At 72.6% G+C, this 26,784-nt stretch carries 23 protein-coding genes; 9 read left to right on the top strand and 14 right to left on the bottom strand.

The genetic code is table 11. From position 1 onward, the window contains the following. Nucleotide 1 precedes the first annotated feature (1 nt). Nucleotides 2-1,420 carry a glycoside hydrolase family 26 protein gene (locus tag Saso_RS13680; protein ID WP_189918035.1) on the bottom strand — a complete coding sequence of 473 codons (1,419 nt, stop codon included), beginning with the start codon at nt 1,418-1,420 and terminating at the stop codon, nt 2-4. 162 nt (nt 1,421-1,582) lie between these two features. Here Saso_RS13680 and Saso_RS13685 point away from each other — a divergent pair, with 162 nt between their 5' ends. Further along, nucleotides 1,583-2,911, top strand: coding sequence for a carboxylate--amine ligase (locus Saso_RS13685; protein WP_189918036.1), 1,329 nt, complete (start codon nt 1,583-1,585; stop codon nt 2,909-2,911). Continuing rightward, nucleotides 2,911-4,161, top strand: coding sequence for an NAD(P)-binding domain-containing protein (locus Saso_RS13690; protein ID WP_189918037.1), 1,251 nt, complete (start codon nt 2,911-2,913; stop codon nt 4,159-4,161). The genes Saso_RS13685 and Saso_RS13690 overlap by 1 nt, the downstream gene beginning before the upstream one ends. Nucleotides 4,162-4,212: 51 nt before the next feature. On the opposite strand, the gene Saso_RS38925 is transcribed toward Saso_RS13690, so the two are convergent. The 3 genes from Saso_RS38925 to Saso_RS13705 form a co-directional block, all read right to left on the bottom strand. Next, on the bottom strand, nt 4,213-5,205 hold the full coding sequence (locus tag Saso_RS38925) for an LPXTG cell wall anchor domain-containing protein (protein ID WP_229901035.1): 993 nt from the start codon (nt 5,203-5,205) through the stop codon (nt 4,213-4,215). Between the two features lie 106 nt (nt 5,206-5,311). Further along, nucleotides 5,312-5,539, bottom strand: coding sequence for a chaplin (locus Saso_RS13700; RefSeq protein ID WP_189918038.1), 228 nt, complete (start codon nt 5,537-5,539; stop codon nt 5,312-5,314). Nucleotides 5,540-5,842: 303 nt separating this feature from the next. Further along, entirely contained in the window at nt 5,843-6,256 is a 414-nt protein-coding gene (locus Saso_RS13705; RefSeq protein WP_189918039.1) for a rodlin, read from the bottom strand. 230 nt (nt 6,257-6,486) lie between these two features. Between Saso_RS13705 and Saso_RS13710 the strand changes: the two genes are divergently transcribed. Together Saso_RS13710 and Saso_RS13715 are read left to right on the top strand one after the other, a co-directional pair. Continuing rightward, complete coding sequence (locus tag Saso_RS13710; RefSeq protein WP_189918040.1) at nt 6,487-6,897, top strand: rodlin; 411 nt, start codon at nt 6,487-6,489, stop codon at nt 6,895-6,897. A gap of 367 nt (nt 6,898-7,264) precedes the next feature. Next, complete coding sequence (locus Saso_RS13715) at nt 7,265-7,672, top strand: rodlin (RefSeq protein ID WP_189918041.1); 408 nt, start codon at nt 7,265-7,267, stop codon at nt 7,670-7,672. A gap of 83 nt (nt 7,673-7,755) precedes the next feature. On the opposite strand, the gene Saso_RS13720 is transcribed toward Saso_RS13715, so the two are convergent. The 8 genes from Saso_RS13720 to iolC all read right to left on the bottom strand — a co-directional run bounded on the left by Saso_RS13720 (nt 7,756) and on the right by iolC (nt 19,121). Then, nucleotides 7,756-8,610 carry an ABC transporter permease gene (locus tag Saso_RS13720; protein WP_189918043.1) on the bottom strand — a complete coding sequence of 285 codons (855 nt, stop codon included), beginning with the start codon at nt 8,608-8,610 and terminating at the stop codon, nt 7,756-7,758. Continuing rightward, on the bottom strand, nt 8,607-11,252 hold the full coding sequence (locus tag Saso_RS13725) for an alpha/beta fold hydrolase (protein ID WP_189918044.1): 2,646 nt from the start codon (nt 11,250-11,252) through the stop codon (nt 8,607-8,609). The genes Saso_RS13720 and Saso_RS13725 overlap by 4 nt, the downstream gene beginning before the upstream one ends. A 111-nt stretch (nt 11,253-11,363) precedes the next feature. Continuing rightward, nucleotides 11,364-12,767, bottom strand: coding sequence for an APC family permease (locus Saso_RS13730; protein ID WP_189918045.1), 1,404 nt, complete (start codon nt 12,765-12,767; stop codon nt 11,364-11,366). 254 nt (nt 12,768-13,021) lie between these two features. Continuing rightward, nucleotides 13,022-14,524 carry a CoA-acylating methylmalonate-semialdehyde dehydrogenase gene (gene mmsA, locus Saso_RS13735; RefSeq protein WP_189918046.1) on the bottom strand — a complete coding sequence of 501 codons (1,503 nt, stop codon included), beginning with the start codon at nt 14,522-14,524 and terminating at the stop codon, nt 13,022-13,024. 14 nt (nt 14,525-14,538) lie between these two features. Next, nucleotides 14,539-16,431, bottom strand: coding sequence for a 3D-(3,5/4)-trihydroxycyclohexane-1,2-dione acylhydrolase (decyclizing) (gene iolD, locus Saso_RS13740; RefSeq protein ID WP_189918047.1), 1,893 nt, complete (start codon nt 16,429-16,431; stop codon nt 14,539-14,541). Further along, the gene (gene iolB / locus Saso_RS13745; RefSeq protein WP_189918048.1) at nt 16,428-17,264 is read right to left on the bottom strand and encodes a 5-deoxy-glucuronate isomerase; all 837 of its coding nucleotides are present in this window, start codon (nt 17,262-17,264) and stop codon (nt 16,428-16,430) included. Before iolB ends, iolD begins: the two co-directional genes overlap by 4 nt. Nucleotides 17,265-17,271: 7 nt before the next feature. Next, a complete protein-coding gene (locus Saso_RS13750; RefSeq protein WP_434090811.1) occupies nt 17,272-18,141 on the bottom strand; it encodes a Cgl0159 family (beta/alpha)8-fold protein in 870 nt (289 codons plus the stop codon). A gap of 11 nt (nt 18,142-18,152) precedes the next feature. Then, nucleotides 18,153-19,121 (bottom strand): 5-dehydro-2-deoxygluconokinase, encoded by a 969-nt coding sequence (iolC, locus tag Saso_RS13755; protein WP_189918050.1) that lies wholly within the window; start codon nt 19,119-19,121, stop codon nt 18,153-18,155. Between the two features lie 177 nt (nt 19,122-19,298). Between iolC and Saso_RS13760 the strand changes: the two genes are divergently transcribed. The 4 genes from Saso_RS13760 to Saso_RS13775 all read left to right on the top strand — a co-directional run bounded on the left by Saso_RS13760 (nt 19,299) and on the right by Saso_RS13775 (nt 22,565). After that, nucleotides 19,299-20,225 carry a sugar phosphate isomerase/epimerase family protein gene (locus Saso_RS13760; protein WP_189918052.1) on the top strand — a complete coding sequence of 309 codons (927 nt, stop codon included), beginning with the start codon at nt 19,299-19,301 and terminating at the stop codon, nt 20,223-20,225. A 141-nt stretch (nt 20,226-20,366) separates the two neighbouring features. Continuing rightward, nucleotides 20,367-21,326, top strand: coding sequence for a helix-turn-helix transcriptional regulator (locus Saso_RS13765; RefSeq protein ID WP_189918054.1), 960 nt, complete (start codon nt 20,367-20,369; stop codon nt 21,324-21,326). Nucleotides 21,327-21,727: 401 nt separating this feature from the next. Continuing rightward, complete coding sequence (locus Saso_RS13770) at nt 21,728-21,928, top strand: helix-turn-helix transcriptional regulator (RefSeq protein ID WP_189918056.1); 201 nt, start codon at nt 21,728-21,730, stop codon at nt 21,926-21,928. 73 nt (nt 21,929-22,001) lie between these two features. After that, nucleotides 22,002-22,565, top strand: coding sequence for a GNAT family N-acetyltransferase (locus Saso_RS13775; protein ID WP_372442435.1), 564 nt, complete (start codon nt 22,002-22,004; stop codon nt 22,563-22,565). Here the strand turns inward: Saso_RS13775 and Saso_RS13780 are convergent. Together Saso_RS13780 and Saso_RS13785 are read right to left on the bottom strand one after the other, a co-directional pair. Further along, the gene (locus Saso_RS13780) at nt 22,546-23,589 is read right to left on the bottom strand and encodes a zinc-dependent alcohol dehydrogenase family protein (protein WP_189918059.1); all 1,044 of its coding nucleotides are present in this window, start codon (nt 23,587-23,589) and stop codon (nt 22,546-22,548) included. The genes Saso_RS13775 and Saso_RS13780 overlap by 20 nt on opposite strands. A 96-nt stretch (nt 23,590-23,685) precedes the next feature. After that, a complete protein-coding gene (locus Saso_RS13785; RefSeq protein ID WP_189918061.1) occupies nt 23,686-25,950 on the bottom strand; it encodes an MMPL family transporter in 2,265 nt (754 codons plus the stop codon). A 142-nt stretch (nt 25,951-26,092) separates the two neighbouring features. Here Saso_RS13785 and Saso_RS13790 point away from each other — a divergent pair, with 142 nt between their 5' ends. Continuing rightward, nucleotides 26,093-26,764 (top strand): TetR family transcriptional regulator, encoded by a 672-nt coding sequence (locus Saso_RS13790; protein WP_189918063.1) that lies wholly within the window; start codon nt 26,093-26,095, stop codon nt 26,762-26,764. Nucleotides 26,765-26,784 lie beyond the last annotated feature (20 nt).

The following is a 26,784-nucleotide window of genomic DNA, read 5'->3' on the forward strand; positions in this document are numbered from 1 at the left end:
CTCAGTCGTCGTCCGACCACCAGTCCAGCCGGAAGCACAGCTTGCCGCCGATCCAGTACTCGACCCAGTCGCCGAGCTCCATCGGGGTGCAGTTCGCCGGGGGTTGCGGCACGGTGGTCGGCGTGGAGGGCTCCGCGGAGGGTTCGGCCGAGGGCTCCGGACTCGCCGACGGGGTGTCCGTCCCGTCGCCGCGGCCGGACAGGAGCGAGCGGTAGACGGCGGACGACTTCGGGTTCTCGGTGCACTGCCACACACCGTGCGGGCAGTAGTCGGTCACCGTGTTGTACAGCGGCCGGTGCTCGTCCATCCAGGCGAGCATGCGGCGCATGTATTCGGGGTTGTCACCGTTGCGGAAGAGGCCCCATTCCGGGTACGAAATCGGCTTGCCGTGGGTTTTGGCGAAGTCCACGTGCGCCTGGAGACCGTAGGGTTCCTTCACCTGGTCGTCGAAGGACAGGCCGGTCGGCTGGTCGTAGGAGTCCATTCCGATGATGTCGACCGTGTCGTCCCCCGGATAACACAGGGTCCACGGAACGGCGTCCTTGCCGCGGGTCGGTGTGAAATCGAAGCGGAATTTCTGACCCGGCACCGCACGCATGGTGGAGACGATCCTGTTCCAGTACTTCTTCCAGGCCTCCGGGTCCGGCCCGCACCGATGGGTGTACGTGATGCCGTTCATCTCCCAGCCGAGCACGATCACCGTGTCCGGCACCTTCAGGGCGACCAGCCGCTCGGCGAGGGCCTTGAAGTGGTGATCGAAGTCGCCGGCCGCGCCCTGTGCCAGCAGGGTGCGCACGTCGTCGTCCGACACCCCCTGCTCGTTGCGTTCCATCATGGGCACGTTGAGGACGAACATCCGGTCGTCCTTCTCCCGCCGCCAGTCGGCCCACACGTCGAGGAAGCCGGGCGGGCCCTCGATGTTGCTCCACCGGTCGCCCGGCAGGTAGGTGTGGCCGACCCGCAGCTCCGCGCCGTGCAGCCACGCGCTGAGCTCGGCGATCCGGGCCACGCCCCGGGCCCCGTAGTCGAGGTAGGCGCCGAAGGCGGGTGTCTCCTTGGCGGGCAGGGTGGACGCGCTCTGCGTCGGGGCGACCGGTGCGGCGGGCTTCGCGGGCGCCTGGGGGCTCGCCGGTGCCGCCGGTGTCACCGATGCCACGGGGCTCGCCTGTGGTGCCGGGGTCACACTCGGTGCGGGTGCGGCGGGCGTGGCCGGGACGGCGGGCGTGGCGGGGACGGCGGGTGCGGGGCGGACCGCGGCGGCCGACGGGGAGGTCGGGGTGGGAGCGGGAGGATCACCGACCCGACCCACCCTCGCACCGGCGGCGAATCCAGGTCCGGACGCGAGGACGGCCGACGCCGCGACCGCCGCCGCGACGACGGCCAGCCGCCGCGACCGCATGCGTCGCTGCTGTGGGGCCATGCCTGCTCCTTTCTCCACTCTCACGTGACGCGCGAGGACAGCGCATTACTGACACTCAGTCATATGAAAGTCACACGAAAAGGCAACACGCCACTGCCGTTACGGCTTTCGAGTGCCTTGATCGCCCGTATCGGTGAACCGAAGCTAAGGACCCGGAATCACATGCCCGAGTCGCTCCTCGACACCCGTGTCCCCGCCGTCCTGTTGCGGATCGACCGGAATCCCTTTCACCACGGAACCCTGGGTGCCGTGCGCTCGCTCGGCCGAGCGGGAATCGACGTGCACGTGGTCGCCGACACCACGGGAAGTCCCGTCGGCGGCTCCCGTTTCGTACGCCAGTTGCATCCCCCGCCGCCGCCCGGCGCCGCCCTCACCGACATCGCCGCCACCCTGCTGCGGGTGGCCGCCCGCGTCGAACGGCCCGCCGTGCTGATCCCGATGGACGACGCCGGCGCCGTCGCCGTGGGCCGGCTGCGCGAGGAACTGGCGCCCGCCTACCTGCTCCCGCAGCAGCCCGGCACGGTCCCCGAACGGGTCGCCGACAAAGCGGAGCTGGCCGGGCTGTGCGCGGCGGCGGACGTCCCGCATCCGCTGACCCTGATCCCGGACAGCGCGACGCAGGCCGCGACCGCCGCCTGGCGGCTCGGTCTGCCCGTCGTCGCGAAGTGGAGCCGCCCCTGGCTGCTGCCCTCGGGTTCCGGGCTGCGCAGCACGGCCGTGGTGCGCTCCACGCAGGAGGCGCGCGACCTGTACCTGCGCACCGACGAAGCCGGCAGCCGTCTGCTGCTCCAGGCCTTCCTGCCCGCGGGCCAGGACCGCGACTGGTTCTTCCACGGGTACGCCGACCGCTCCGGCACGCTCGGCGGCGGCGGCACCGGCCGCAAGCTGTGCGCCTGGCCGCGCGGCGCGGGACTCACCGCGGTGGGCGAGTGGACCGAGAACGCGCGGGTGCGGACGCTGGCCGAGCGGCTCACCGGCGAACTCGGCTACCGGGGCATCCTCGACCTCGACTTCCGCCGCTGCGGGGCCACCGGCGACTACCACCTGCTCGACTTCAACCCCCGCCCCGGCGCCCAGTTCCGGCTCTTCGCCGACGCCGCCGGACACGACGTCGTCCGCGCCCAGCACCTGGACCTGACACACCGTCCGCTGCCGGCCGGGGTGCCGTGTCCCGGGCGGGCGTTCGTGGTCGAGAACTACGCGCCGCTGGCCGCGCTGCGTCCGGCGCCCCGCGGCCGCGAGCTGGCCTGGCACGCGGGCGACGACACCGCGCCGGGCCGGGCCATGTGGGGTCTGTGGGGCGCCCATGTGGCCCGCCGGCTGCTCGGCAGGCTCCGCCGGTCCGACGCCTCGGGCCCGGCGGGCGCACGCCCGCGTGTGGTCCGCCAGGCGCCGGCGCCCCCGCTGTCCCTGACCGGCCTGACCGAACCGTCCGCAGGCGCGGCGGTCCCGGGTGAACCGACCGACGACGAGAAAGCGAGCAGCTGCTGATGTACGACCTGCTGGTGGTGGGGGCGGGCCCGTACGGCCTGTCCGTCGCGGCCCACGCCGCGGCAGCCGGGCTCACCCTGCGTGTCTTCGGGCGGCCGATGGCGTCCTGGCGCGACAACATGCCCGGCGGGATGTTCCTGAAGTCGGAGCCGTGGGCCTCCAATCTGTCCGACCCCGAAGGGCGGCTGCGGCTCGACGCGTACTGCGCGACCCGGGGCGTGACGGCCCGGCACGGCGAACCGATCCCGGTGGAGATGTTCGCCGACTACGGCCTGTGGTTCGCCCGCCATGCCGTCCCGGCGGTCGACGAGCGCACGGTGACCCGGATCGCCGCCCGGCCGGGCGGCTTCGAGGCGGTCACGGCGGACGGCGAGACCGTGCGGGCCAGGACCGTCGCCCTCGCCGTGGGCGTCATGCCGTTCGTCGAGATCCCGGCCCCCTTGCGCGGGCTCTCCCCCGCCCTGGTCTCGCACAGCAGCCACCACGGCGACCTCGACCGGTTCCGCGGCCGGGACGTCACGGTGATCGGCGGCGGCCAGGCGGCCCTGGAGACCGCCGCCCTCCTCGCCGAACAGGGCTCCCGGGTGAGGGTGCTGGCCCGCGCCGAACGGTTGCACTGGAACGACGTGCCGCCGGCCTGGGAGCGGCCCTGGTGGCAGTCGGCCCGCACCCCGCACAGCGGGCTCGGCTGCGGCTGGCGCAACTGGTTCTACGCCGAACGCCCCGGCCTGTACCGCCTGCTCCCGGAACCGACCCGGGCCCGCATCGCGGGGACGGCGCTCGGACCGGCCGGCGCATGGTGGGTGCGCGACCGGGTGGAGGGCTCCGTCGAGGTACGCCTCGACCACGAGGTGACGGCGGCGCGCGCGGTCTCCGGCGGAGTGCGGCTGGAGATGGCCGGAGCGGAGTCGTTCGAGACCGAGCACGTGATCGCTGCCACCGGCTTCAGGGCCACCCGTGACCGGCTCACCCTGCTCTCCGGCGAGCTGCGCGGGTCGCTGGCCACGGTGCCCGACGGCTCCCCCGCGGTGGGGCGGGACTTCGAGTCGTCCCGTCCCGGCCTGTTCCTGGCCGGTCTGGTGACGGCGGCCGGCTTCGGCCCGGCGATGCGCTTCGTGTACGGCGCGGCCTTCACGGCGGGGACCCTCGTGCGGGGCGTCCGGCGCCGGCTGCACACGGGCGTGCCGGTCGGCGCGATCCCGGCGCCGGCACCGGACAGGCTCGGGGCGGCGCAGACCGTGCGGCACTGAACCACGCGGGACGGGGGTGCCGGACGTCAGGTCGTCCGGCCCCCGGCGCCTTCACCGTCGGGACGCGGCCCGGCCTCGCCGGTACAGGAGGACACCGCCGCCGATGAGTGCCGCGCTGATGCCGGAGGCTGCCAGCAGAGCCGTGCTCTCACTGCCGGTGTGCGGCAGTTCGGGCCGAGTGGGCCCACCGTTGTCCCGCGGGGGCACGCTGTGATCGCCGTGCGGGGGCCGGGTACCTCCGCCGCCGCCACCGCCGTGCGGCGGCGGAGTCGTGCGGCCACCACCGGGCGGGGTGCTGTGATGGCCGTGGGGCGGCGGAGTGCTGTGACCACCACCGTGCGGAGGCGCGGACGTCTGCCCGCCGGGCGGCGTGCTGTGACCGCCGTGCGGGGGCGGAGTCGAGTGCTGCCCACCCGGCGGGGTGCTGTGACCGCCGTGCGGGGGCGGGCTCGTGTGCCCGCCGGGCGGCGTGCTGTGACCGCCGTGCGGGGGCGGAGTCGAGTGCTGCCCACCCGGCGGGGTGCTGTGACCGCCGTGCGGGGGCGGGCTCGTGTGACCGCCGGGCGGAGTGCTGTGACCACCACCGTGCGGAGGCGGGGACGTGTGACCACCGGGCGGAGTGCTGTGACCGCCGTGCGGAGGCGGACTCGTGTGACCGCCGGGCGGAGTGCCGCCGCCACCGCCGCAGGTGTCGCCGTAGCCTCCGCAGTCGTCACCCGGACCTTGCCCTGGGTGCTCGGAGTCCCCGTGGCCGGAGTCCCCGTCGTTCGCCGGATCCCCGTACCCGGAGCCGCCGTTGCCGAAGTCGCCCAGGTCGAAGTCACCGTCGTAGGCGTCGTCGTGCGGGGACCGGTGGGAGCGGTGGGTGGATGGGGCCGAGGGGGTGGCACAGGAGGCGCCGGACGCCGGGGCGAGCGCGGCGACGGCGTCGGCCGAGGCGCCGCAGGTCTGCGGGTCGGCGAGGGCGTGCCCGCCCGCGTACAGGGACAGGATGCCCGTCGCGGCGGCGGCCGCGACCATTGCCCTGCTCAGGCTCTGTCGCAATCTCGTTGTCCTCCTGCCGGGAGAAGTGGAAAAGAGCCGGCCCTGGACCACGGGGACGTCGTCCAGGGCCGGCTCGGTCCGGCCGTACGGCCGGGGTGTCGCGTCGTCAGTCGTTGACGCAGACGTTGCCGCCGGTCGGGTTCAGCGCGGCGATGACGTTGATCGAGTTGCCGCACAGGTTGACCGGGATGTGGATCGGAATCTGGACGACGTTGCCCGACAGGACACCAGGCGAGCCGATGGCTGCGCCGTTGGCTCCGGCGTCGGCGAAGGCGGGGGCGGCCCCGCCGAGGGCCAGAATCAGACCCGCGACAACAGCAGCGCTCTTCTTCATGAGTTTCCCTTCTCTGCGGTCATGCCCGGATGACGGTCGAAACCGAGCGAGCTCAACTGGAACGGCTCGCACCATGACCCGCAGGCTGCAAACGAGAGATAGACAGCCGAAGAAACCGATGAACGCGAGTCGCCCGGGAATTCACTCGAACGCCCTCGGGAAATTCACACGCAAGGCCCACCGGGGAAGAAACGCTTCACCTCGGCGGCGGGGAAAATGACGGAAAGTCAGCGCAAAAAAAGCGGCCGGACGGCCCGCCGGAAAGGGACGGGCCGTCCGGCGGGCGCTGCGCCGGGGGGGACGTCAGTGGTTGGCCACACCGTTGCCCGAGAGCGCGGAGATGTCGTCCAGGATGTGCGACAGCGGCTCGTCGCCCTTGGCCTGGGTGCTGTTCTCGGCGCACTGCTGGTTCTGCGGGGCCGACAGGATCGGGATGTCCTGCACGCCGACGTTGGCGATGACGGCGAGGACGGACTGCACGTCGGCCTTGACCGGCAGGCCCACGCAGAGCTTGTTGGCGGTGCCCTGGACCAGGCTGGCCTGTGGGCTCATGTCGCCCTTGGTCACCGAGTTGCCGAACGCCTCGCGCGCGCCGTTGCCGCTGGCGGAGGTGGTACCGGCGTCGTCCCCGATGGCAAGCGCCTGGGGGGCGACCGCCGCGGACATACCGACGACGGAAGCGGCGACCGCCGCCGCGGCCATTGCCTTCTTGAGCATTTCGCTATTCCTTTCCCTGTCCTGACTCCTGGCCAGGACCATGTGCCTGCCACCGAACCAACCGGATGCGCCGCATTTGGTTGCGGTCCGTCACCCGATCGGTTTTTCCGGCCCGGCGGCCGCACGTCACACCAATAGGCCATCGGAGTGAACGGGAGCAACCAAACAGGTCAGGTGAAGTTAATCCGAACGCTCCGGTGGACGGGGCTTCTTCACGAAGGGATTGACAAGTGATCAAGAAGGTTCTTGCCACCGCCGCGGTCGCCGCTTCCGTCGTCGGCGTCTCCGCCGCGGCGGCCGCTCCGGCCCTCGCCATCGGGAACGACAGCGGCACCACCTCCGCCAGCGGCAACGGCGCCAGCCAGTCCTTCGGCAACTCGGCCACCTTCGGCAACATGAGCCCCCAGATGGCGCTCATCCAGGGCTCCTTCAACAAGCCCTGCATCGGTCTGCCGGCCAAGCTCAACGCCCAGTCGATCCTGGCCCTGATCAACGTCGGCGTGCAGGACATCCCGATCCTGTCGGCCCCGCAGAACCAGCAGTGTGTCGAGAACAGCACCCAGGCCAAGGGCGACGAGCCGCTGTCGCACATCCTGGACGACATCTCGGTCCTGGCGGGCAACGGCGCGGCCAACCACTGAGCCGTCGCCGCGAACGGGTTCTCTTCCTGAGCCCAGGAGTGGTTTATCCGCCCTCGCAGCGGGCCGCCGGATCATCGGCGGCCCGCTGTTTCGGCATGCCGCGCGCACCGGCGAGGAGAGCTCCCACGTGACGGCCGGCCCCGGCGACGCAGTTCGCCACCCCGACGGACCCGTCGGACCCGTCGGCCCTCGTCGGCGGCACGACACCCGTGCGGGGGAGCGCGTACGCGTGTCGCCGAGGGGCGCACGCGCGCCGTGCGCGGTGCGCTGGGCCGATCGGGGCACAGCGCGCAACCCCGGGCGGGTGCGGCGCGTTGATGATCACGCAGCTCCTCCCCCGGAGTCCGCCTTTTCGAAGGGAACGAACATGAAGAAGCTGTGGGCGACCGCGGCCCTCGCCGCCTCCGTCGCCGGTCTCGCGGCGATGAGCGCCCCGCAGGCCCTCGCCATCGGTGACGACAGCGGCACCACGTCCGCCAGCGGCAACGGTGCCTCGTCGGAGTTCGGCAACTCGGCGACCTTCGGCGACATGAGCCCGCAGCTCTCGCTCGTCCAGGGCTCGCTGAACAAGCCGTGCATCGGTCTGCCGGCGAAGATCAACGCCCAGTCGCTGATCGCGGCGCTCAACATCGGTGTGCAGGACATCCCGATCCTGTCGGCCCCGCAGAACCAGCAGTGTGTCGAGAACAGCACCCAGGCCAAGGGCGACGAGCCGCTGTCGCACATCCTGGACGACATCTCGGTCCTGGCGGGCAACGGCGCGGGCAACGGCTGAGCCGCACCCTGACGTACCGCGACGGCGGGTCACCGGTTCCCCGGTGGCCCGCCGTCCGGCGTCCGGCGTCCGTCGGACACCCTCTAGGACACGACGTCCTTGCGGGCGAAGCCCCGGAAGGCCAGGGCGAACAGGACCAGGGCGTAGGTCACCGAGACGGCGGTGCCCTGGATCATGCCGGACCACTCGGGGGTGGGCTGGACCGCGTCGGCCCAGGCGAACTGCCAGTGCGCGGGCAGGAAGTCGCGCCAGTCGCCGAGGGCGGTGACGGCGTCCAGGACGTTGCCGACGATGGTCAGGCCGACCGCGCCGCCGACCGCGCCGAGCGGGGCGTCGGTCTTCGTCGAGAGCCAGAACGCCAGCCCCGCGGTGACCAGCTGGGAGACGAAGACGTACCCGACCACGATCACGAGCCGCTGGGCGGCGGTGGCCGGGTCGAGCGAGCCGCCGGTGGGCAGCTCCAGGGGCCCCCAGCCGTAGGCCGCGGAGCCGACGGCGAGGGCGACGACCGGCAGCAGCACCATCGCGGCCAGGCTCAGCCCGAGACCGACGACCAGCTTGGACCACAGCAGGCGGGCGCGCGGCACGGGGGCGGCGAGCAGATAGCGCAGCGAGGACCAGCCGGCTTCCGAGGCGACCGTGTCCCCGCAGAACAGGGCGACCGGGATGACCAGGAGGAAGCCCGCGGACACGAAGAGGTTGACGGCGGCGAAGTTGGCGCCGGACGCCGTCGCCGTGTCCATCAAGGTCACCTGGTCGTTGCGGCCGCCGGGCTCCCCGCCGATCGCGAAGGCGATGAGCAGGACGAACGGCAGCGCGGCGAGGATGCCGCCCATGACCAGCGTGCGGCGGCGCTTGAACTGGCGGACCAGCTCGACGCGCAGCGGGAGGGTGCGGCCCGCCTGGTAACCGGGGGCGACCTCGGTGAGCGTGCTCATGCGGAACCTCCGATCAGGGTGAGGAAGGCGTCCTCCAGGCGGCGGTGCGGGCCGACGGCCTGGACGGGCACGTCGAGCCGGACGAGTTCGGCGACCAGGCGCTGGGCGCTGCCGTCGGCGTCGAGCCGGACCAGCAGGCCCTCGTCGACGGGGACGGCGGAGGCCACGCCGGGCAGGGCGGCGATCTTCTCGACGACCGGCTCCTCCACGGGAGCCGCGGTGCCCACGAGGAGGGTGTCGCCGGAGCCGACGATCTCGGCGACCGGGCCTGCCTGGACCAGCCGGCCGCGGTCCATGACCACGAGGTGCGTGCAGGACTGCTCGACCTCGGACAGCAGGTGGCTGGAGACGATGACCGTGCGGCCGTCCGCCGCGTAGCGGATCATCACCTCGCGCATCTCGCGGATCTGCGGCGGGTCGAGGCCGTTGGTCGGTTCGTCGAGGATGAGCAGGTCGGGCAGGCCGAGCATGGCCTGGGCGATGGCCAGGCGCTGGCGCATGCCCTGGGAGTAGGTGCGGACCGCGCGGGCGAGGGCGTCGCCGAGGCCGGCGATCTCCAGGGCCTCCTCGAGGTGGGCGTCCTCGGCGGGGCGGCCGGTGGCCCGCCAGTACAGCTCCAGGTTCTCCCGGCCGGACAGGTGCGGCAGGAAGCCGGCGCCCTCGACGAAGGAGCCCACCCGGGAAAGGACGGGCGCGCCGGCCCGGACGGCGTGTCCGAAGACCCGGATCTCGCCGCCGTCGGGCGTGATCAGGCCCATCAGCATGCGCAGGGTCGTCGTCTTGCCCGCGCCGTTCGGGCCGAGGAGTCCGAGGACCTGGCCCTTCTCGACGCGGAAGGAGAGGTCGCGGACGCTGTAGCGGTCGCCGTTGGCGTACTTCTTGCTCAGGTCGGTGATCTGGAGCGGGACCTCGGCGAGCGCGGGGTCGGGGGCCGGTCCGGCGGTGCGGCGGCGGGCCGTCAGCAGCAGGGCCAGGGCGATCGCCGCGCCCGTGAGGGGCAGCCACCACACCCAGGAGGGGAGGGGGGCGGCGGCGGTGGTCACGGCGGGGGCGGTCGGGACCTTCAGCGCCCCCTTCATCGAGACGGTGTACGTCGCCGGGGTCATCGGGGAGGCGTAGCCGAGGTCGGTCGAGGCGAGGACCAGGCGCAGCCGGTGGCCGTCCTGCACCTTGTGGTCGACCGCCGGGAGCGTGATCGTGACGTCCTTGCCGGCCTTGGCGCCCTCGACGCGGACGGGGGTGACGAGCTGGGAGGGAAGCACCTGGCCGCCGCTGCCGCTGACGTCGTAGACCTTGGCGAAGAGGACGGCGGTGTCGGACGTCGACCTCACGTGGACCGTGACCGTCGGGGAGCCGGTGACCCGCAGGTCGTCGGTGACCGGGGCGGAGTCGAAGGACGCGTACTGGCCGGGGAAGTCGAGGGAGACGCCGACGCCGAGCGAGGAGAGCTGGGAGAGGCCGCCCCCGCCGAGGCCGGGCAGCGCCGAGACGGCGGGCGGGCTGGCCCCGGGCGGGTTGGTGAAGGACTGCTCCTCGCGGCGGCCGGTCAGCGTGAACGCGCGCTCGCCGTTCTCCAGGCCGGGGTAGGTGTCCGCGCTCGCGCCCCGCAGCCGGGCCGCGCCGTCGGTGGAGTCGACGCCCCCGGTGCGGGTGACGCGGAAGGCGGGCCCGGTGTCGGCGGCCTTGTCGCCCTTGAGGTAGCGGTCGAACCATGACCGCACACGGCTCTGGACACGGTCGCCCTCCAGGTCGCCGCCGTCGTGGCCGCCCGCGATCCAGTCGACGTCGACGGGCGCGCCGTTGGCCCGGATCGCCTCCTCGGCCGCGTCGGACTGGGCGAGGGTGAAGAGGGAGTCGGTCTGGCCCTGGAGGAGGAGGGTGGGGACCTTGATGCGGTCGGCGACGGCGGACGGCGAGCGTGCTTCGAGGAGCTCGCGGGCCGCGGTGTCCGGGGTGCCGGACTCGGCGACCCGCTCGTACATCGCGGCGAGCGCGGGTTCGAAGCGGGCCGCGCCGCCGCCGGTGTTGAAGAAGATGCCGGCCCACAGCTTCTTGAACACGCCGTCGGGGAACAGGGCGTCCGCGAGGTTCCAGTAGGTGATCGCGGGGGCGATGGCGTCGACGCGGTCGTCGTACCCGGCGGCGAGCAGGGAGATCGCTCCGCCGTAGGAGGCGCCGGCCACGCCGACCCGGGGGTCGCCGCTGCGGTCGAGCTGTACCTGGGGCTGCTTCGCGAGCCAGTCGATCAGCCGGGAGACGTCGGCGACCTCGCCCTTGGGGTCGTTCAGCCCGATCTTTCCGGTGGACCTGCCGAAGCCGCGGGCCGACCAGGTGAGGACCGCGTAGCCGTCCCGGGCGAGGTCCTCGGCCTGCTGCCGTACGTCGTCCTTGGTGCCGCCGAAGCCGTGCCCGAGGAGGACGGCGGGACGGCGGCCGGCCGTGCCCGAGGTGAAGTAGGAGGTGTCCAGGCGTACGCCGTCCACCGCCATGACCCGGTCGGCGCGGTGCACCGCGGGCGTGTCGTCGTCGGAGGCGACGGCCGTCCAGGTACCGGCACCGGCGAGTACGACGACGGCGGCCACGGCGGAGACGATCCGTCGTGGCCGCCGTGGTCCTCGCAGACCGGGCAGTCGAAGATCCATGCTTCAACGGTACGGGGTGGACCTGTCGGTGAGTTGTCGACCGCAGACCGAACTGTGCGCCCTACCGGAGGCGTACGGGGGCGGGCCGGCGTACAGCGGTCGCGGTACGCGTCAGGCCTGCACGTCCTCCGGGATCGACACCAGCCAGCGGGTGTCGCGGCGGGGGCGGAGGTAGAGGGCCCAGTACAGGGTGGCGGCGGCGGTGATGCCCCCGGTCCACAGGAGGTAGGCCGTCTCCTGCTGGGTGAGGATGTAGGCGAGGACGACGATGAGCAGGACCGGCAGCACCGGCCACACGGGCATCCGCCAGGCGTGGGCGTGCTGGTGGTGACCGCGCCGGGAGAGCAGGGCGGCGACCGCGACGAGCAGGTACATGCCGGTCACCGAGACGCCGGTGACGCCGTACAGGGTGTCGAGGTTCACGAAGCAGAGCAGGGCGCCCGGGATGCCGACGGCGAGCGTGGCGACCCAGGGGGAGCCGAAGCGGCCGAGCTTGGAGAAGACGTCGTTGACGGGCCGGGGCCAGGCCTTGTCACGGGCGGAGGCGAACAGGACGCGGGAGTTCTGGATGACCATCACGATGCCGGCGTTGATGATCGCGAGGGCCACGCAGAGGCTGACGAAGGTGCCGACGGCCGAGTCGGACCAGGCGGTGACCATGGAGCCGATGTCTCCGCCGGTGAGCTCGGTGAGGTCGGAGGCGCCGAAGGTGATGGCGACGACCGGGACCAGGATGATCACGGTGGAGATGGCGAGGGTGGCCAGGACCGTGCGGGCGACGTTGCGGCGCGGATTCTCCAGCTCTTCGGAGAGGTAGACGGCGGTCGAGAAGCCCTGGGTGATGAAGAGGGCGATCGCGAGGCCGGAGACGACCAGCATGGCGGTGACCGTGTCGGCGTGGCCGTCGGCGCCGGCGACCTGCATCGAGACGAGGCTGCCCGGGCCGCGGTGGCCGTGGGTGAAGCCCAGGACGGCCACGACGGCGGCCGCGATGACCTCCAGGACCAGGAAGACGCCGGTGATCCAGGCGTTGGCGCGCAGGTCGAGCAGACCGGCGAGGGTGGCGAGCAGCATGACGCCGGCGCCGGCGACCGCGGGGTCGAGGTGGACGAGCGGGGCCAGGTAGTCGGCCGTGCCCATCGCGATCACCGGCGGCACGATCATGACGACGAGCAGCGAGAGGACGAAGACCAGCCACCCGGCGAGGCGTCCGGCCAGCGTGGAGACCATGGCGTACTCGCCGCCCGCGCTGGGGATGAGGGTGCCCAGCTCCGAGTAGCAGAACGCCACGGCGATACAGAGCAGCGAGCCGATCGCGATGGTGAGGGCGGTCGCGGTGCCGAGGGAGCCGAAGAGGTCCGGGACGACGACGAAGAGGGTGGAGGCGGGGGTGACGCAGGAGAGGGTGAGGAGGGTGCCGCCGACGACTCCGATGGAGCGCTTGAGCTTTTGGGGACTGTCCGGCGCCGGCGCCTCGGGGGCGGCGGTGGCGACGGGGCGGAGCGTGTCGGTCATGCGGCGGGTCCGATCGACTCGTGCGGATGCCTCCGGCGGCTGTGGTGGTGCTGCATGGAACCCCGACGAAAACCGGTGCGTCAATAGGTGTTCACCTACGGAATCCGTAGGGCAATGGCGGTCTTTGCTGCGCTTACGGTCGTCCGCCGCTAGTGGTCACTGCGGCTCGGGGCGTGCGGGAACCGCAGGCCTGGCGCCGAAAAAACGTGAAGCCGTCCGGAGTCCGGACGGCTTCACCAGAAAAAGCGGGTCGGTCAGTGGTTGCGCGGGAAGCCCAGGTCCACCCCGCCCGGACCGTCGGCCGGGTCCGGCCAGCGGGTCGTGACGACCTTGCCGCGGGTGTAGAAGTGGGTGCCGTCGTTGCCGTAGATGTGGTGGTCGCCGAAGAGCGAGTCCTTCCAGCCGCCGAAGCTGTGGTAACCGACGGGGACCGGGATCGGGACGTTCACGCCGACCATGCCTGCCTCGACCTCCAACTGGAAGCGACGGGCCGCGCCGCCGTCCCGGGTGAAGATCGCGGTGCCGTTGCCGAACGGCGAGGCGTTGATGAGGGCGATGCCCTCGTCGTAGCTGTCCACACGCAGCACGGTCAGCACCGGGCCGAAGATCTCGTCCTGGTACGCCTTCGCGGTCGTCGGCACCTTGTCGAGCAGCGAGATGCCGATCCAGTGGCCGTCCTCGAAGCCCTCGACCGTGAAGCCGGAGCCGTCCAGGACGACCTCGCAGCCCTCGGCCGCCGCGCCCGTGACGTAGGACGCCACCTTGTCGCGGTGGACCTTCGTGATGAGCGGGCCCATCTCGGAGGTGGGGTCGTTGCCGGGACCGATCTTGATCTTCTCGGCGCGCTCGCGGATCTTCTGCACCAGCTCGTCGCCGATCGCGCCGACCGCCACGACCGCGGAGATCGCCATGCAGCGCTCGCCCGCCGAGCCGTAGGCCGCCGAGACGGCGGCGTCCGCGGCGGCGTCCAGGTCCGCGTCCGGGAGGACCAGCATGTGGTTCTTCGCCCCGCCCAGCGCCTGTACCCGCTTGCCGTTCGCGGAGGCGGTGGTGTGGATGTAGCGGGCGATCGGGGTGGAGCCGACGAAGGACACGGCCTTGACGTCCGGGTGCTCCAGAAGGCGGTCGACCGCCACCTTGTCGCCGTGGACGACGTTGAAGACGCCGTCCGGCAGTCCGGCCTCAGCGAGCAGCTCGGCCAGCTTCAGGGACGCCGACGGGTCCTTCTCGGACGGCTTCAGCACGAAGGTGTTGCCGGTCGCGATGGCGATCGGGAACATCCACATCGGGACCATCGCCGGGAAGTTGAACGGCGTGATGCCCGCGACGACACCCAGCGGCTGACGGAGGGACGACACGTCCACCCGGCTCGCCACCTCGGTCGACAGCTCGCCCTTGAGCTGCACGGTGATCCCGCAGGCCAGGTCCACGATCTCCAGGCCGCGCGCCACCTCGCCCAGCGCGTCGCTGTGCACCTTGCCGTGCTCGGCGGTGATCAGCTCGGCGATCTCGTCGCGGTGCGCGTCGAGCAGCGCCCGGAACTTGAACAGGATGGTGGTCCGCTTGGCCAGGGACGAGGTGCCCCACGAGGCCCACGCGTCCTTGGCGGCCGCCACCGCCGCGTCGACCTCCTCGACGGAGGCGAAGGCGACCTTCGTGGTGACCGCGCCGGTCGCCGGGTCGGTGACCGGCCCGTAGTTCCCCGACGCGCCTTCGACGGTCTTGCCGCCGATCCAGTGGTTGACGATCTTCGTCATGACCGAGTACTCCTTCACAGATGGCGGCGTCGGGTGGAGACGTGCCGTTCGTACAGCTCACGTGCCTTCACCGCGGACGGTCGCGTCGCGGTCTCGGCCACAGGTACATCCCACCAGGCCTGCGCCGGCGGCGGCCCCGACACAGTGTCGGCCGTTTCCGTCTCGACGTAGACACATGTGGGAGTGTCGGCGCGGCGCGCCTCGGCGAGGGCCTCGCGCAGTTCGCGGACGGTCCTCGCGCGCAGCACGCGCATGCCGAGGCTGGCCACGTTGGCGGCCAGGTCGACGGGGAGCGGGGCCCCGGTGAAGGTGCCGTCGTCCGCGGTGTAGCGGTACGCGGTGCCGAACCGCTCGCCGCCCACCGACTCCGACAGACCGCCGATCGAGGCGTAGCCGTGGTTCTGCACGAGCAGGATCTTGATCGCGATCCCCTCCTGCACGGCCGTCACGATCTCCGTCGGCATCATCAGGTACGTGCCGTCGCCGACGAGGGCCCAGACGTTGCGTTCGGGCGAGGCCAGCTTCACGCCGATCGCGGCCGGGATCTCGTATCCCATGCAGGAGTAGCCGTACTCCAGGTGGTACTGGTCCCGGGACCGCGCCCGCCAGAGCTTGTGCAGGTCGCCGGGGAGGGAACCGGCCGCGTTGATGATCACGTCCGACTCGTCGGCGAGGGCGTCGAGGGCGCCGAGCACCTGCGGCTGGGTCGGGCGGGTGTCCGGCTCCTCGGCCTCGTAGCAGGCGTCGACGCGCTGCTCCCAGCGCTCCTTGTCCTCCGCGTACTCGCTGACGTAGGCGTCGGCGACCCGGTGGCCGTGGGTGCGCAGGGCCGCGGTCAGCTCCATCAGGGCGCTGCGGGCGTCCGCGACGAGCGGCAGCCCGGCGAGCTTGTGGCCGTCGTAGGAGGCGATGTTCAGGTTCAGGAAACGGACGCCGTCGGCCGCGAACAGCGTGTGGGAGGCGGTGGTGAAGTCCGTGTAGCGGGTGCCGACGCCGATCACCAGGTCGGCGGTGCGGGCGAGTTCGTCCGCCGTCGCCGTGCCGGTGTGGCCGACGCCGCCCACGTCCTGCGGGTGGTCGTGGCGCAGCGAGCCCTTGCCGGCCTGGGTGGAGGCGACCGGGATGCCGGTGGCGTCGGCGAACTCGGCGAGGGCCTCCTCCGCGCGGCTGTGGTGGACGCCGCCGCCGGCCACGATCAGCGGGCGCCGGGCGGCGCGGACGGCACGGACCGCCTCCGCGAGCTCGGCCGGGTCGGCGGCCGGGCGGCGCACGGTCCAGGTCCGTTCGGCGAAGAACTCGTCGGGCCAGTCGTACGCCTCGGCCTGGACGTCCTGGGGCAGCGCGAGGGTGACGGCGCCCGTCTCCACCGGGTCGGTGAGGACGCGCATCGCCTGGAGCGCCGCCGGGACGAGGGCCTCCGGGCGGGTGACCCGGTCGAAGTACCTCGACACCGGGCGCAGGGTGTCGTTGACCGACACGTCGCCCGCGTAGGGGACCTCGAGTTGCTGGAGCACCGGGTCGGCGACCCGGGTCGCGAAGGTGTCGCCGGGGAGGAGGAGCACCGGGATGTGGTTGACGGTGGCGAGCGCGGCGCCGGTGACCAGGTTGGTGGCGCCGGGGCCGATCGACGTCGTCACCGCGTGGGTGGACAGACGGTTCGACTGGCGGGCGTAGCCGACGGCCGCGTGGACCATCGACTGCTCGTTGCGGCCCTGGTGGAACGGCATCTCGTCGCCGTACTCGACCAGCGCCTGGCCGAGGCCCGCCACGTTGCCGTGGCCGAAGATGCCCCAGGTCGCGCCGATCAGCCGCTGCCGTACGCCGTCGCGCTCGGTGTACTGGGCGGCGAGGAAGCGGACGAGTGCCTGGGCGACCGTCAGCCTCGTCGTCGAGGTCTGCGCCGTCATCGGTAACCCCCTGTGCTCTCTACGTGGTCCGGGTGGAAGCAGATCCGCCATTCCCGGGTCTCGCCCGGTCCCGCCATGACGTTCAGGTAGTACATGGCGTGTCCGGGCTGGGCGACGGCCGGGCCGTGCCAGCCGTCGGGGACGAGCACGGCGTCGCCGGAGCGGACCTCCGCGAGGACGTCGGAGCCGCCCTCACGGGAAGGGGACACGCGCTGGTAGCCGAAGCCGTTCGGGCCGTCGATCTCGAAGTAGTAGATCTCCTCGAGTTCGGCCTCCTCGCCCGGCCGGTGCTCGTCGTGCTTGTGCGGCGGGTAGGAGGACCAGTTGCCGCCGGGGGTGATCACCTCGACGGCGATCAGCTTGTCGCAGTCGAAGGCGTCGGCGGAGGCGAAGTTGCGCACCAGACGGGCGCAGTTGCCGCTGCCGCGCTCTTCGACGGGGACCTCCGGCGCGGGGCCGTAGCGGGCGGGGAGTTGTCGCTCGCACTTCGCTCCTGCCAGGGCGAAGCGGCCTCCCGCGCCGGAGGCGATCTGGACCCGGGCGTCCCGGGGAACGTACGCGAAGTCGGTGACCGACGCGAAAACGCTCTCCCTGCCCAGGAGTTGGAACTCTTCACCGGCTGTGCGCACGGTACATCCGCCGGCCAGCGGAAGGACGATCCACTCGCTGTCGCCGGTGGTGAACCCGTGGCTGCCGCCCGGCTCCAGCTCGACGATCCGCAGGCTGGAGTACTCCCAGCCGGCCCGCTTCGGGTCGATGTCGAGCACGTAGTCGCCGCCGGCGCCCGCGCCGTGCGGGATGTACAGGTCGTGGTGCGGCTCGGTCTTCGTCATGCGTCCCTCACAGCAGTCCGACGGCGGTGTCCACGGCGGCGGCCACGTCCCCGTCCGCCGGGTAGAGCAGCGAACGGCCGACGACCAGGCCCCGGACGGTGGGCAGTTGCAGTGCCCCGCGCCACTTCTCGTAGGCCCCGTCCTGGTCGTCGCCGACCTCGCCGCCGAGCAGGACGGCCGGGAGGGTGGACGTCTGCATGACCTCGGCCATGTCGTCGGGGTTGTCGGTGACCGGGAGCTTCAGCCAGGTGTAGGCGGAGGTGCCGCCCAGTCCGGAGGCGATGGCGACGGACTTGGTGACGGCCTCGGCGGAGAGGTCGTTGCGCACTTTGCCGTCGGGGGTGCGGCGGCTGATGAACGGCTCGACGAACAGCGGGAGCCGCCGGCCCGCCATGTCGTCGACGGCACGGGCCGTGGACTCCAGGGTGGTGAGCGAGCCCGGGTCGTCGTAGTCGATGCGGACGAGCAGCTTGCCCGCGTCGAAGTTCATCCGCTCGATGTCCTCGGGACGGTGCCCGGTGAACCGGTCGTCGAGTTCGAAGACGGAACCCTGGAGGCCGCCGCGGTTCAGCGAGCCCATGACGACCTTGCCGTCGAGCGCGCCGAGCAGGAGCAGGTCGTCGAGGATGTCGGCGGTCGCGAGGACGCCGTCGACGCCGGGCCGGGACAGGGCCAGGCACAGGCGCTCCAGCAGGCCGGCCCGGTTGGCCATGGCCAGCCTGTCGTTCCCGACGCCGAGCGCGCCGCGGGCGGGGTGGTCGGCGGCGACGATCATCAGCCGCCCGGAGTCCCCGATCAGCGGCCGGCGCGGGCGGCGGGCGGCCGCCTCGGCGATCGCTTCGGGGCGGTGGGTGCGCAGGCGGACGAGTTCGGAGATGTCGACGGTCGTCACAGGACGGCCCCCGCCTTGATCGCCGCTTCCACTTCGTCCGGGGTCGGCATCGCGGAGGAGCACTCCAGCCGGGAGGCGACGATGGCGCCGGCGGCGTTGGCGTGACGCATGATCTTCTCCAGGTCCCAGCCCGCGAGCAGGCCGTGGCAGAGGGAGCCGCCGAAGGCGTCACCGGCCCCGAGGCCGTTGAGCACGTTCACCGGCAGCGGCGGGACCTCGGCGGACTCGCCCCTGCTGTTGACGGCGAGGACGCCCTTGGGGCCCTGCTTGACGACCGCGAGTTCCACGCCCGCGTCGAGCAGCGCCTGTGCGGCGGCCCTCGGCTCGCGCACTCCGGTGGCGACCTCCACCTCGTCGAGGTTGCCCACGGCGACGGTGGTGTGCTTCAGGGCCTCGGCGTAGAACGGACGGGCGACCTTCGCCGGGTCGCCCCCGGACGGGTCGTTCCAGAACATCGGCCGCCAGTCGAGGTCGAAGACCGTGGTGCCGGCCCGGGCCCGGTGGGCGAGGGCCGCGAGGGTCGCCGTACGGCTGGGCTCCTCGCTCAGGCCGGTGCCGGTGACCCAGAAGATGCGGGTCTCGCGGACGGCGTCGAGGTCGAGTTCATGGGCGTCGATCTCCAGGTCCGGCGCCTTGGGCTGCCGGTAGAAGTACAGCGGGAAGTCGTCCGGCGGGAAGACCTCGCAGAAGGTGACGGGCGTCGGCAGCCCGGGCACGGGGGTGACCCAGCGGTCGTCCACGCCGAAGCCGCGCAGGGCCTCGTGCAGATAGGTGCCGAAGGGGTCGTCGCCGGTGCGGGAGATCACCGCGGTCTCGCGGCCCAGCCGGGCGGCGGCGACGGCGACGTTGGTCGCCGATCCCCCCAGGAACTTCCCGAAGGACGTGACCTGCGGGAGAGGCACACCCGTCTGCAACGGATAGAGGTCCACCCCTATCCGCCCCATGGTGATCAGGTCGTACGCCATCGAGTTCCCTTCGTATCGGCTCGTGCCCGGGAGGCCGCCCGTGACACGTCCCCGGCCCACGTCCCCGTATCGGCTCTCACGGCTTTCTAGCCCCGCACGGCGGGCCCTGTCAATGTTTTGTCCAGACATTCGGACCAGCCCTTGACACCCCTCCGGTGAGACCGCACGCTGACGGCCATGACGTCGTTGTCACCTCAGTCATCAGTTTCCGGTGTTTCGCGTATCCGTGTCGGATCCGCTCCCGACAGCTGGGGCGTCTGGTTCCCGGACGATCCCGCCCAGGTCCCCTGGCAGCGCTTCCTCGACGAGGTCGCGCAGTCCGGCTACGAGTGGATCGAGCTCGGCCCCTACGGGTACCTGCCGACCGATCCCGTGCTCCTCACCGAGGAGACCTCCAGGCGCGGCCTGAAGGTGTCGGCGGGCACGGTCTTCACCGGCCTGCACCACGGCGAGGCCGTCTGGGAGAAGACCTGGGCGCATGTCGCGGACAACGCGGCGCTCGCCCAGGCGATGGGCGCGAAGCACCTGGTCGTCATCCCGTCCTTCTGGCGGGACGACAAGACCGGCGAGGTACTGGAGCCGGACACCCTCACCCCCGAGCAGTGGCGCAACCTCACCTCGCTGACCGAGCGGCTCGGCAAGGAGGTGCGGGAGCGGTACGGCCTCCAGATCGTCGTCCACCCGCACGCCGACACCCATGTCGACAGCGAGGAGAACGTCGTCCGCTTCCTGGACGGCACCGACTCCGACCTGGTCTCGCTGTGCCTGGACACCGGGCACTACGCCTACTGCGGCGGCGACAGCGTCAAGCTGATCGAGACCTACGGCGAGCGGATCGGGTACCTCCACCTCAAGCAGGTCGACCCGGAGATCCTGGCGGACGTGCGGGCCAACCAGGTGCCGTTCGGGCCGGCCGTCGCGCGGGGCGTCATGTGCGAGCCGCCGTCCGGCGTGCCCGCACTCGGACCCGTCCTGGAGGCCGCGCAGAAACTGGACGTCGATCTCTTCGCGATCGTCGAGCAGGACATGTACCCGTGCGCGCCGGACGCCCCACTGCCCATCGCACAGCGGACGCGGGCGTTCCTCAGGTCGTGCGGGGCGTAGCCGCGCCCACCGGGGTACGAGGTCGCGTCCCGCGCGGGCCGCACGCGTGGGGCCGGTCGCGCCCCCGCGGCCGAGCCGCGCACCGATACGGCGCCCGCACCCCTTAACGGCATCGCCCGCGCCGTAGCACCATGAGTGCCCATGGCTGGGAGTGCCGTACACGTCCGATCCGGTGAAGGGCCCGGCGGGTCCTGGGAGTTCGCCCTCGCCGCACCTCATCCGCGGCTGCGGCCCGGGGTGCTGGGCTACCGCGGGATCCGGGTCGCCATGAACCGGCCCCGGCGGCGGCTGGAGACGCCCATCGGCGCCTCGACGCTGCTGCTGGGCTTCGAGCAGCCGGTGCGGATCTCCCGGGCGGGGCGGCCCGCGGACACCCTGGTGTCCGTGTACTGCGGGCCCACGACCACGCCCGCCGTCGGGGAGCACGGCGGGCGGTTCTCGGGCGTGGAGGTGCTGATGGCGCCCTGGGCCGGGTTCGCCCTCTTCGGGACACCCCAGCACGAGCTCGCCAACCGGACCGTGGACCCGGACGCGCTGCCGCACGGCCGGTCCGCTCCGCTGCGTGAACTCGCCGCCGCGCTCGCCGCGTCACCGGGCTGGGCGCAGCGGTTCGCGCTGCTCGACGAGGTCCTCACGCACTGGTGGGAGACCGCGCCCCCCGGATCGCAGCGCGTGGTGCGGGCCTGGTCGCTGCTGGTCCGCACCGCCGGCGCGATACCGGTGCCCCGGCTGGCGGAGGAGGTCGGCTGGAGCGTACGTCAACTGGAGAGCCGGTTCCGGGAGCAGATCGGGCTCGGCCCCAAGGCGGCGGCCCGGGTGCTGCGGTTGCAGCGGGCCCGTCGGTTTCTCGCCGAGGGGCGCAGCGTCGCGGACACCGCGGCGCTCTGCGGCTTCTACGACCAGGCCCATCTCAGCGGCGAGTTCAAGGCGATGACGGGATGCACACCGCGGGAGTTCACCCAGGCCAGGCGGCTCGCGGCGCAGGCGCACGGGGCGGCCGACCGGCTGCGCGGGGAGGCGACGAGCCTGGTGCTGCCGGCACGCCCGGACGATCGGTCCGGACCAGGTGCGCATTTTTCCAAGACCCGGCGCATTGGCTGAATACAGGCTGGAGCTCTGCCGGTCGATCCGGTGATGTCCGGCCGGTCCTGGTGCTCCGGCCGGGCCGGCAGGGCGTTCCGGGGGATGGCGGGGAGCGGGGAACGGGCCGGGGCCGTCGCAGCGGACCCGGCCCGGCCCCTGCCCGAGACGGGGCCGCGCGCCGACGCACCCCTCCCCCGGGCCCCGCGTGCGCCTGTGCGTCACTCCTGTCACAAATGCCTCCTTCACGTCACACATGTCGCGCGTACGCGGGTCTTCCGTCACAGCCGGTCGACGGCCGATCGCGCCCGGTCACCGGCTGTCGTTCAGGGGGCACAGGCTTGGTGATCGCCAGCGCAGCGCCGGGTCCCCCCGGGCGGCCCCCCGGCCGCCGACCCCCGCGCGCGCAGGGAGGTGCACGCATGACCGACCGAAGGCTCTGGTCCTACAAGGAGATCGCGGCGCACATCAAGGTGCAGCCGGACACCGTACGGTCGTACCGCAAACACGGACTGCTGCCCCCGCCCGACCACGTCGAGAGCGGGAAACCCTTCTGGTACGCCGACACCGTGCGCGCCTGGGTCGCGTCCCGGCCGGGAAACCGGGGACGCGATCGGCACTGATCCTCGCCGCAGGAAGAAGTGGCGGGAAAAAACCGGCTGTGCCCCACCGGGCGGGTGGGGCACAGTGCTGCGGGTGAACTTCTCCGACAAACCCCTGCTCCGCGGCCCGAAGACCGTCCTGAGGCCCTTCACCGGGGCCGACGCCGACACCATGTGGGAGATCATCGGCGACCCCGAGGTCGTCCGCTTCACCTTCCCGGCCAACAGCGACCTCACCCGGGAACGGGTGCGCTCCTGGTACGGCTCGCGCGCCGCGCAGCCCGACCGGCTGGACCTCGCCGTCACCGACCGCGCGACCGGCGAACTCGTGGGCGAGGTCGTACTGAACGAGTGGGATCCCGCCGCCCGCAGTTGCAGCTTCCGCACGCTGATCGGCCCCCGGGGCCGCGGGCGCGGGCTGGGCACCGAGGCGACCCGGCTGATCGTCGGCCACGGCTTCGAACGGCTGGGTCTGCACCGGGTGCAGCTGGAGCTGTACGGCGACAACGCGCGGGCCCGCCGTGTCTACGAGAAGGCCGGGTTCGTGGTCGAAGGGGTGCGGCGGGAAGCCGCGCTGCGCGACGGGGTGTGGGTGGACGAGGTGCTCATGGGGATCCTGGACCGGGAGTGGGCGGCGCTCACGCCCACGGACGGATGACCGTCACCCCCGCGCCGGGCGCCGTGCCGAGGGCGGCCAGGGCGGCCGGGGCCTCGTCCAGGGTGATCGTCGACGTGACCAGCAGGTCGGGACGCAGCATCCCGGTCCGGACCAGCTCCAGCATCTGCGGGTAGGCGTGGGCGGCCATGCCGTGGCTGCCCAGGATCTCCAGTTCCAGGGCGATGGCGCGGCCCAGCGGGACGGGTGTCGTGCCGTCCGCCGAGGGGAGCAGGCCGACCTGGACGTGACGTCCGCGGCGGCGCAGGCCGTTCACCGAGGCCGCGCAGGTGGCGGGGGAGCCGAGCGCGTCGAGGGAGAGGTGGGCGCCGCCCCCGGTCAGCTCACGGACCGCCGCCGCGGTGTCCGGCGCCTCGCGGGCGTCGACGCACGCCGCCGCACCGAAGCGGCGGGCCAGGTCCAGGGCCGCCGGTGAGACGTCCACCGCCACCACCCGGGCCCCGCTCGCCGCCGCGATCATCACCGCCGAGAGGCCCACGCCTCCGCAGCCGTGCACCGCCACCCACTCCCCCGCCGCGACCCGGCCCTGCCGCACCACCGCCCGGAACGCGGTGGCGAACCGGCAGCCGAGGGCGGCCGCGGTGGCGTACGACAGGTCGTCGGGGAGCGCGACCAGGTTGACGTCGGCGTGGTCCAGGGCCACGTACTGGGCGAAGGAGCCCCAGTGCGTGAAGCCGGGCTGGGTCTGCCGCTCGCACACCTGGTGGTCGCCCGCCGCGCAGGACGGGCAGCTGCCGCAGCCGCACACGAAGGGGACGGTGACCCGGTCGCCCGCCCGCCACCCGGTCACCCGGCTCCCGGCGCTCTCCACCACGCCGGCGAGTTCATGCCCGGGCACGTGCGGCAGGGTGATGTCCGGGTCGTGGCCCATCCAGCCGTGCCAGTCGCTGCGGCACAGGCCGGTGGCCTCGACCCGTACGACCACCTGGTGGGCGGCGGGTCGCGGATCGGGCAGCTCCCGCACCTCGGCCGGTTCCCCGTACCGCTCGAACACCACAGCCCGCATGTGCCTTCGCCCTCGCCTTCGCCCTGTGCCCCCGCGGTCCCCCGGTGACCCGCGGGCCCGTGCCCGCCCCGTGTCCGCGGTCGGACCGGGTGCACGCTAATGATGCGCGTCGGCCGTGTCCCGCTCGCGCCCGGCGGGGCCGGACGGGGCCTCCGCGTCCGGCGCGGGCCGTGCGGCCCCGCCCTCGCCCTCGCTCAGCCCGAACCTCCGGTGGAACGCGCGCAGGGGCGCCGGCGCCCACCAGGTGGCCCGGCCCGTGAGCCGCATGACGGCCGGGACCAGGAGGCTGCGGACCACCATCGCGTCCATGAGAACCGCCAGGGCGATGCCCAGACCGAGCATCTTGGTGTTGGTGACCCGCGAGGTGCCGATCGCGACCATGACCACCGCCAGGATGACCGCCGCCGCCGTGATCAGCCCGCCCGTGCGGCGCAGGCCGAGGGCGACCGCCCCCGCGTGGTCGCCCGTGCGGTCGTACTCCTCCTTGATGCGGGAGAGCAGGAACACTCCGTAGTCCATCGAGAGGCCGAAGGCCACGCAGAACATCAGGACGGGGAGGGTGGTCTCGATGGATCCGGGGCTGGTGAAGCCGAGCAGGCCGGAGAGGTGGCCGTCCTGGAAGACCCACACCACGGCGCCGAACATCGCCGTCAGGCTGAGCGCGTTGAGCAGGACCGCCTGGAGCGGTATCAGCACACTGCCGGTCAGGAGGAAGACCAGGAGCAGGGTGACGACCGCGATGAAGGCCGCCGCCCAGGGCAGCCGGGCACCGATCGCGTGCTTGGAGTCGACCAGGACGGCCGCCGTGCCCGTCACCTTCGTCCCGAACGGGGCGGCGGTGGCGCGCAGGTCGCGCACCAGGCGCTGGGCCTCCTCGTCGACGGCCTCGCCCTTGGGCAGCACCGTGAAGTACGCCGTGTCGCCCTTCACGAGCGGGCCGTCGACCCGGGCGACCTCGGGCAGCGCCGCCACGCGCTCCTTGTAGGCGGTGTACTGGGCCGGGGTCGCCCTGCCCTCGGCGAGGACCTCCAGGCCACCGCCGGGGCTGCCCGGAAAGCCGTCCCTGATGTGCTGCTGCACCACGTGGGACTCGGCCGAGGAGGGCAGCTGGCGGTCGTCGGCCGTGCCGAACTTCACGCCGAGGAAGGGCACCCCGAGCAGGACGAGGACGGCCGTGGTGGCCAGAGCGAAGAACGGGGCCCGGCGCATGACCAGGTCCGCCGTGCGGCCCCAGAGCCTGCCGTCCCCCTCGGCGCCCTCCCCGCCCCGGGCCGCGGCGGTCCGCCCCCTGCGCAGCAGCCGGCGCAGGTCCAGGGAGTTGACGCGCTCGCCCAGCAGGATCAGCGCGGCGGGGAGCAGGATCAGCGCGGCCGCGGCGGCCAGCAGGACCACGGCCATGCCGGCGTAGGCGAAGGAGCGCAGGAAGTACTGCGGGAAGAGGAGCATCGCCGCCAGGGACACGGCGACGGTGAGCGCGGAGAACAGGACCGTACGGCCGGCCGTGCGCAGGGTGGTGCCGATGGCGGCCGCGGGGTCGGCGCCGGTGGCGAGCTCCTCCCGGAAGCGGCGGACGATGAACAGGGCGTAGTCGATGGCGAGGCCGAGGCCCAGGGCCGTGGTGAGGTTCATCGCGAAGATGGAGACGTCGGTGAAGCGGGTGAGGCCGCTGAGGACCGCGTTGGTGCCGAGGATCGCGACGATGCCGATGCCGAGCGGCAGCAGCGCGGCGACGGCGCTGCCGAACACCATCACCAGCAGCACCAGTGTGATCGGCAGGGCGATCACCTCGGCGCGCGTCAGGTCCTCCTGGATGACGGTCTGCATCTCGTGGCGCACGGCGACGCCGCCGCCGATGCTCACCTCCACCGGCCCGTGCGTGCCGCGCAGGGCGGGGGCGATGCGGTCGAGCGTCTCGCCCATCGTCTTCTCGTCGCCGGTGATGCGGGCGGCTATCAGCGCCTCGTGGCCGTCCTTCGCGCGCAGCGAGGAGGACGTGCCGGACGCCTTCGCCTGCCAGTAGGAGCCGACGCCCACGACGCCCTTCTCGGCGGCCAGACGCGCGGTGAGGCGGTTCGCCTCGGCGGTCACGGCCGGGTCGTCGACCGAGGCGTCGCCCGCGTCGAGCAGGAGCAGGAGGTTGGGCTGCGAGCCGGGGAACTCCCGCTCCAGGGCCTTGGTCGCGTACGTGGACTGCGCGGCGGGGTCCTCCCAGCCGCCGCTGCCGAGCCGCTCGGCGACCCCGCTGCCGGCGAGCACCGCGAGCACGGTCAGCACCAGGGCCGCGAGCAGCGACAACCCGGGCCGGGCGGTCACGAAGCGGGTCCAGCCGCCGGGGCGGGGTGGGCTGTTGACTTCGGTCATCGTGCGGTGTCCCCTTCACCCTGCAAGCAGTCGTGAAAACCGTAAAATGGAAAACACGAGACAGCGCTCGCATTTGTGATCTCCAGAATGCGAGCGACCACTCGCGTTTGTCAATCGTGTTCGGGAAAGCTGGGGACAACCGGTGGCCGAGAGCCAGGAGAAGGAACAGCCGCGGCGCCGCCAGGCGCGCGGCGAGCGGCGCATCGCACAGCTCCTCCAAGCGGCGGCCAGCGTCTTCTGCACGACCGGCTACACCGCCGCCAGCACCAACGCCATCGCCCGCGAGGCGGGCGTCTCCCCGGGGACGCTCTACCAGTTCTTCCCGAACAAGGAAGCGATCGCGATCGAGCTGGGCGACCGGCTGATGCACGAGATGCGCGACACCTACGGCGAGGCGCTCGCGCCGGTCGACCCCGCGACCCCGCTGGAGGAGGCCGTCGGCGCGGCCGTGGACCGGTTCATCGCCTTCAACTGCGACCACCCGGTGTTCTTCGCGCTGATGCACGGGCCCGACATCCCCGGCCACATCGCCGAGGAGCACGACGCGCTGCACGCCACGCTGCTCGCCCGCATCGAGGGCCTGCTCTCCTCCCTGCTGCCGGACGCGCCCCCCGCCGACCTCTCCCGCACCGCCCACATGTGCCTGGGCCTGTACAAGGCCGGCCTGGAACTGGTCCTGGGGCACGACGGCGCCGAGCGGGACGCCTACGTGCGGGAGCTGAAGAACGTACTGATCCGCTACCTCGAACCGCTGGTGGGCGACCGGCTGGGCGCCCCGCAGGACAGCGGCGCCGGAGCCTGCGCAGCCTCGTAGCCCGGGGTGCCCGCCCCTTC

Origin of the sequence: Streptomyces asoensis (genome assembly GCF_016860545.1) — a bacterium.
Taxonomy (GTDB): Bacteria; Actinomycetota; Actinomycetes; order Streptomycetales; family Streptomycetaceae; genus Streptomyces; species Streptomyces asoensis.

What these genes read in the sequence shown, in the direction of transcription:
- Saso_RS13765 (WP_189918054.1), top strand. Translation starts at nt 20,367, where the DNA reads ATGGCTGGGAGTGCCGTACACGTCCGATCCGGTGAAGGGCCCGGCGGG.
- Saso_RS13760 (WP_189918052.1), top strand. Translation starts at nt 19,299, where the DNA reads ATGACGTCGTTGTCACCTCAGTCATCAGTTTCCGGTGTTTCGCGTATC.
- Saso_RS13780 (WP_189918059.1), bottom strand. Translation starts at nt 23,589, where the DNA reads ATGCGGGCTGTGGTGTTCGAGCGGTACGGGGAACCGGCCGAGGTGCGG.
- Saso_RS13730 (WP_189918045.1), bottom strand. Translation starts at nt 12,767, where the DNA reads ATGACCGACACGCTCCGCCCCGTCGCCACCGCCGCCCCCGAGGCGCCG.
- iolC (WP_189918050.1), bottom strand. Translation starts at nt 19,121, where the DNA reads ATGGCGTACGACCTGATCACCATGGGGCGGATAGGGGTGGACCTCTAT.
- Saso_RS13680 (WP_189918035.1), bottom strand. Translation starts at nt 1,420, where the DNA reads ATGGCCCCACAGCAGCGACGCATGCGGTCGCGGCGGCTGGCCGTCGTC.
- iolD (WP_189918047.1), bottom strand. Translation starts at nt 16,431, where the DNA reads ATGACGGCGCAGACCTCGACGACGAGGCTGACGGTCGCCCAGGCACTC.
- Saso_RS13785 (WP_189918061.1), bottom strand. Translation starts at nt 25,950, where the DNA reads ATGACCGAAGTCAACAGCCCACCCCGCCCCGGCGGCTGGACCCGCTTC.
- Saso_RS13685 (WP_189918036.1), top strand. Translation starts at nt 1,583, where the DNA reads ATGCCCGAGTCGCTCCTCGACACCCGTGTCCCCGCCGTCCTGTTGCGG.
- Saso_RS13725 (WP_189918044.1), bottom strand. Translation starts at nt 11,252, where the DNA reads ATGGATCTTCGACTGCCCGGTCTGCGAGGACCACGGCGGCCACGACGG.
- Saso_RS13770 (WP_189918056.1), top strand. Translation starts at nt 21,728, where the DNA reads ATGACCGACCGAAGGCTCTGGTCCTACAAGGAGATCGCGGCGCACATC.
- Saso_RS13705 (WP_189918039.1), bottom strand. Translation starts at nt 6,256, where the DNA reads ATGCTCAAGAAGGCAATGGCCGCGGCGGCGGTCGCCGCTTCCGTCGTC.
- Saso_RS13715 (WP_189918041.1), top strand. Translation starts at nt 7,265, where the DNA reads ATGAAGAAGCTGTGGGCGACCGCGGCCCTCGCCGCCTCCGTCGCCGGT.
- iolB (WP_189918048.1), bottom strand. Translation starts at nt 17,264, where the DNA reads ATGACGAAGACCGAGCCGCACCACGACCTGTACATCCCGCACGGCGCG.
- Saso_RS13700 (WP_189918038.1), bottom strand. Translation starts at nt 5,539, where the DNA reads ATGAAGAAGAGCGCTGCTGTTGTCGCGGGTCTGATTCTGGCCCTCGGC.
- Saso_RS13720 (WP_189918043.1), bottom strand. Translation starts at nt 8,610, where the DNA reads ATGAGCACGCTCACCGAGGTCGCCCCCGGTTACCAGGCGGGCCGCACC.
- mmsA (WP_189918046.1), bottom strand. Translation starts at nt 14,524, where the DNA reads ATGACGAAGATCGTCAACCACTGGATCGGCGGCAAGACCGTCGAAGGC.
- Saso_RS13690 (WP_189918037.1), top strand. Translation starts at nt 2,911, where the DNA reads ATGTACGACCTGCTGGTGGTGGGGGCGGGCCCGTACGGCCTGTCCGTC.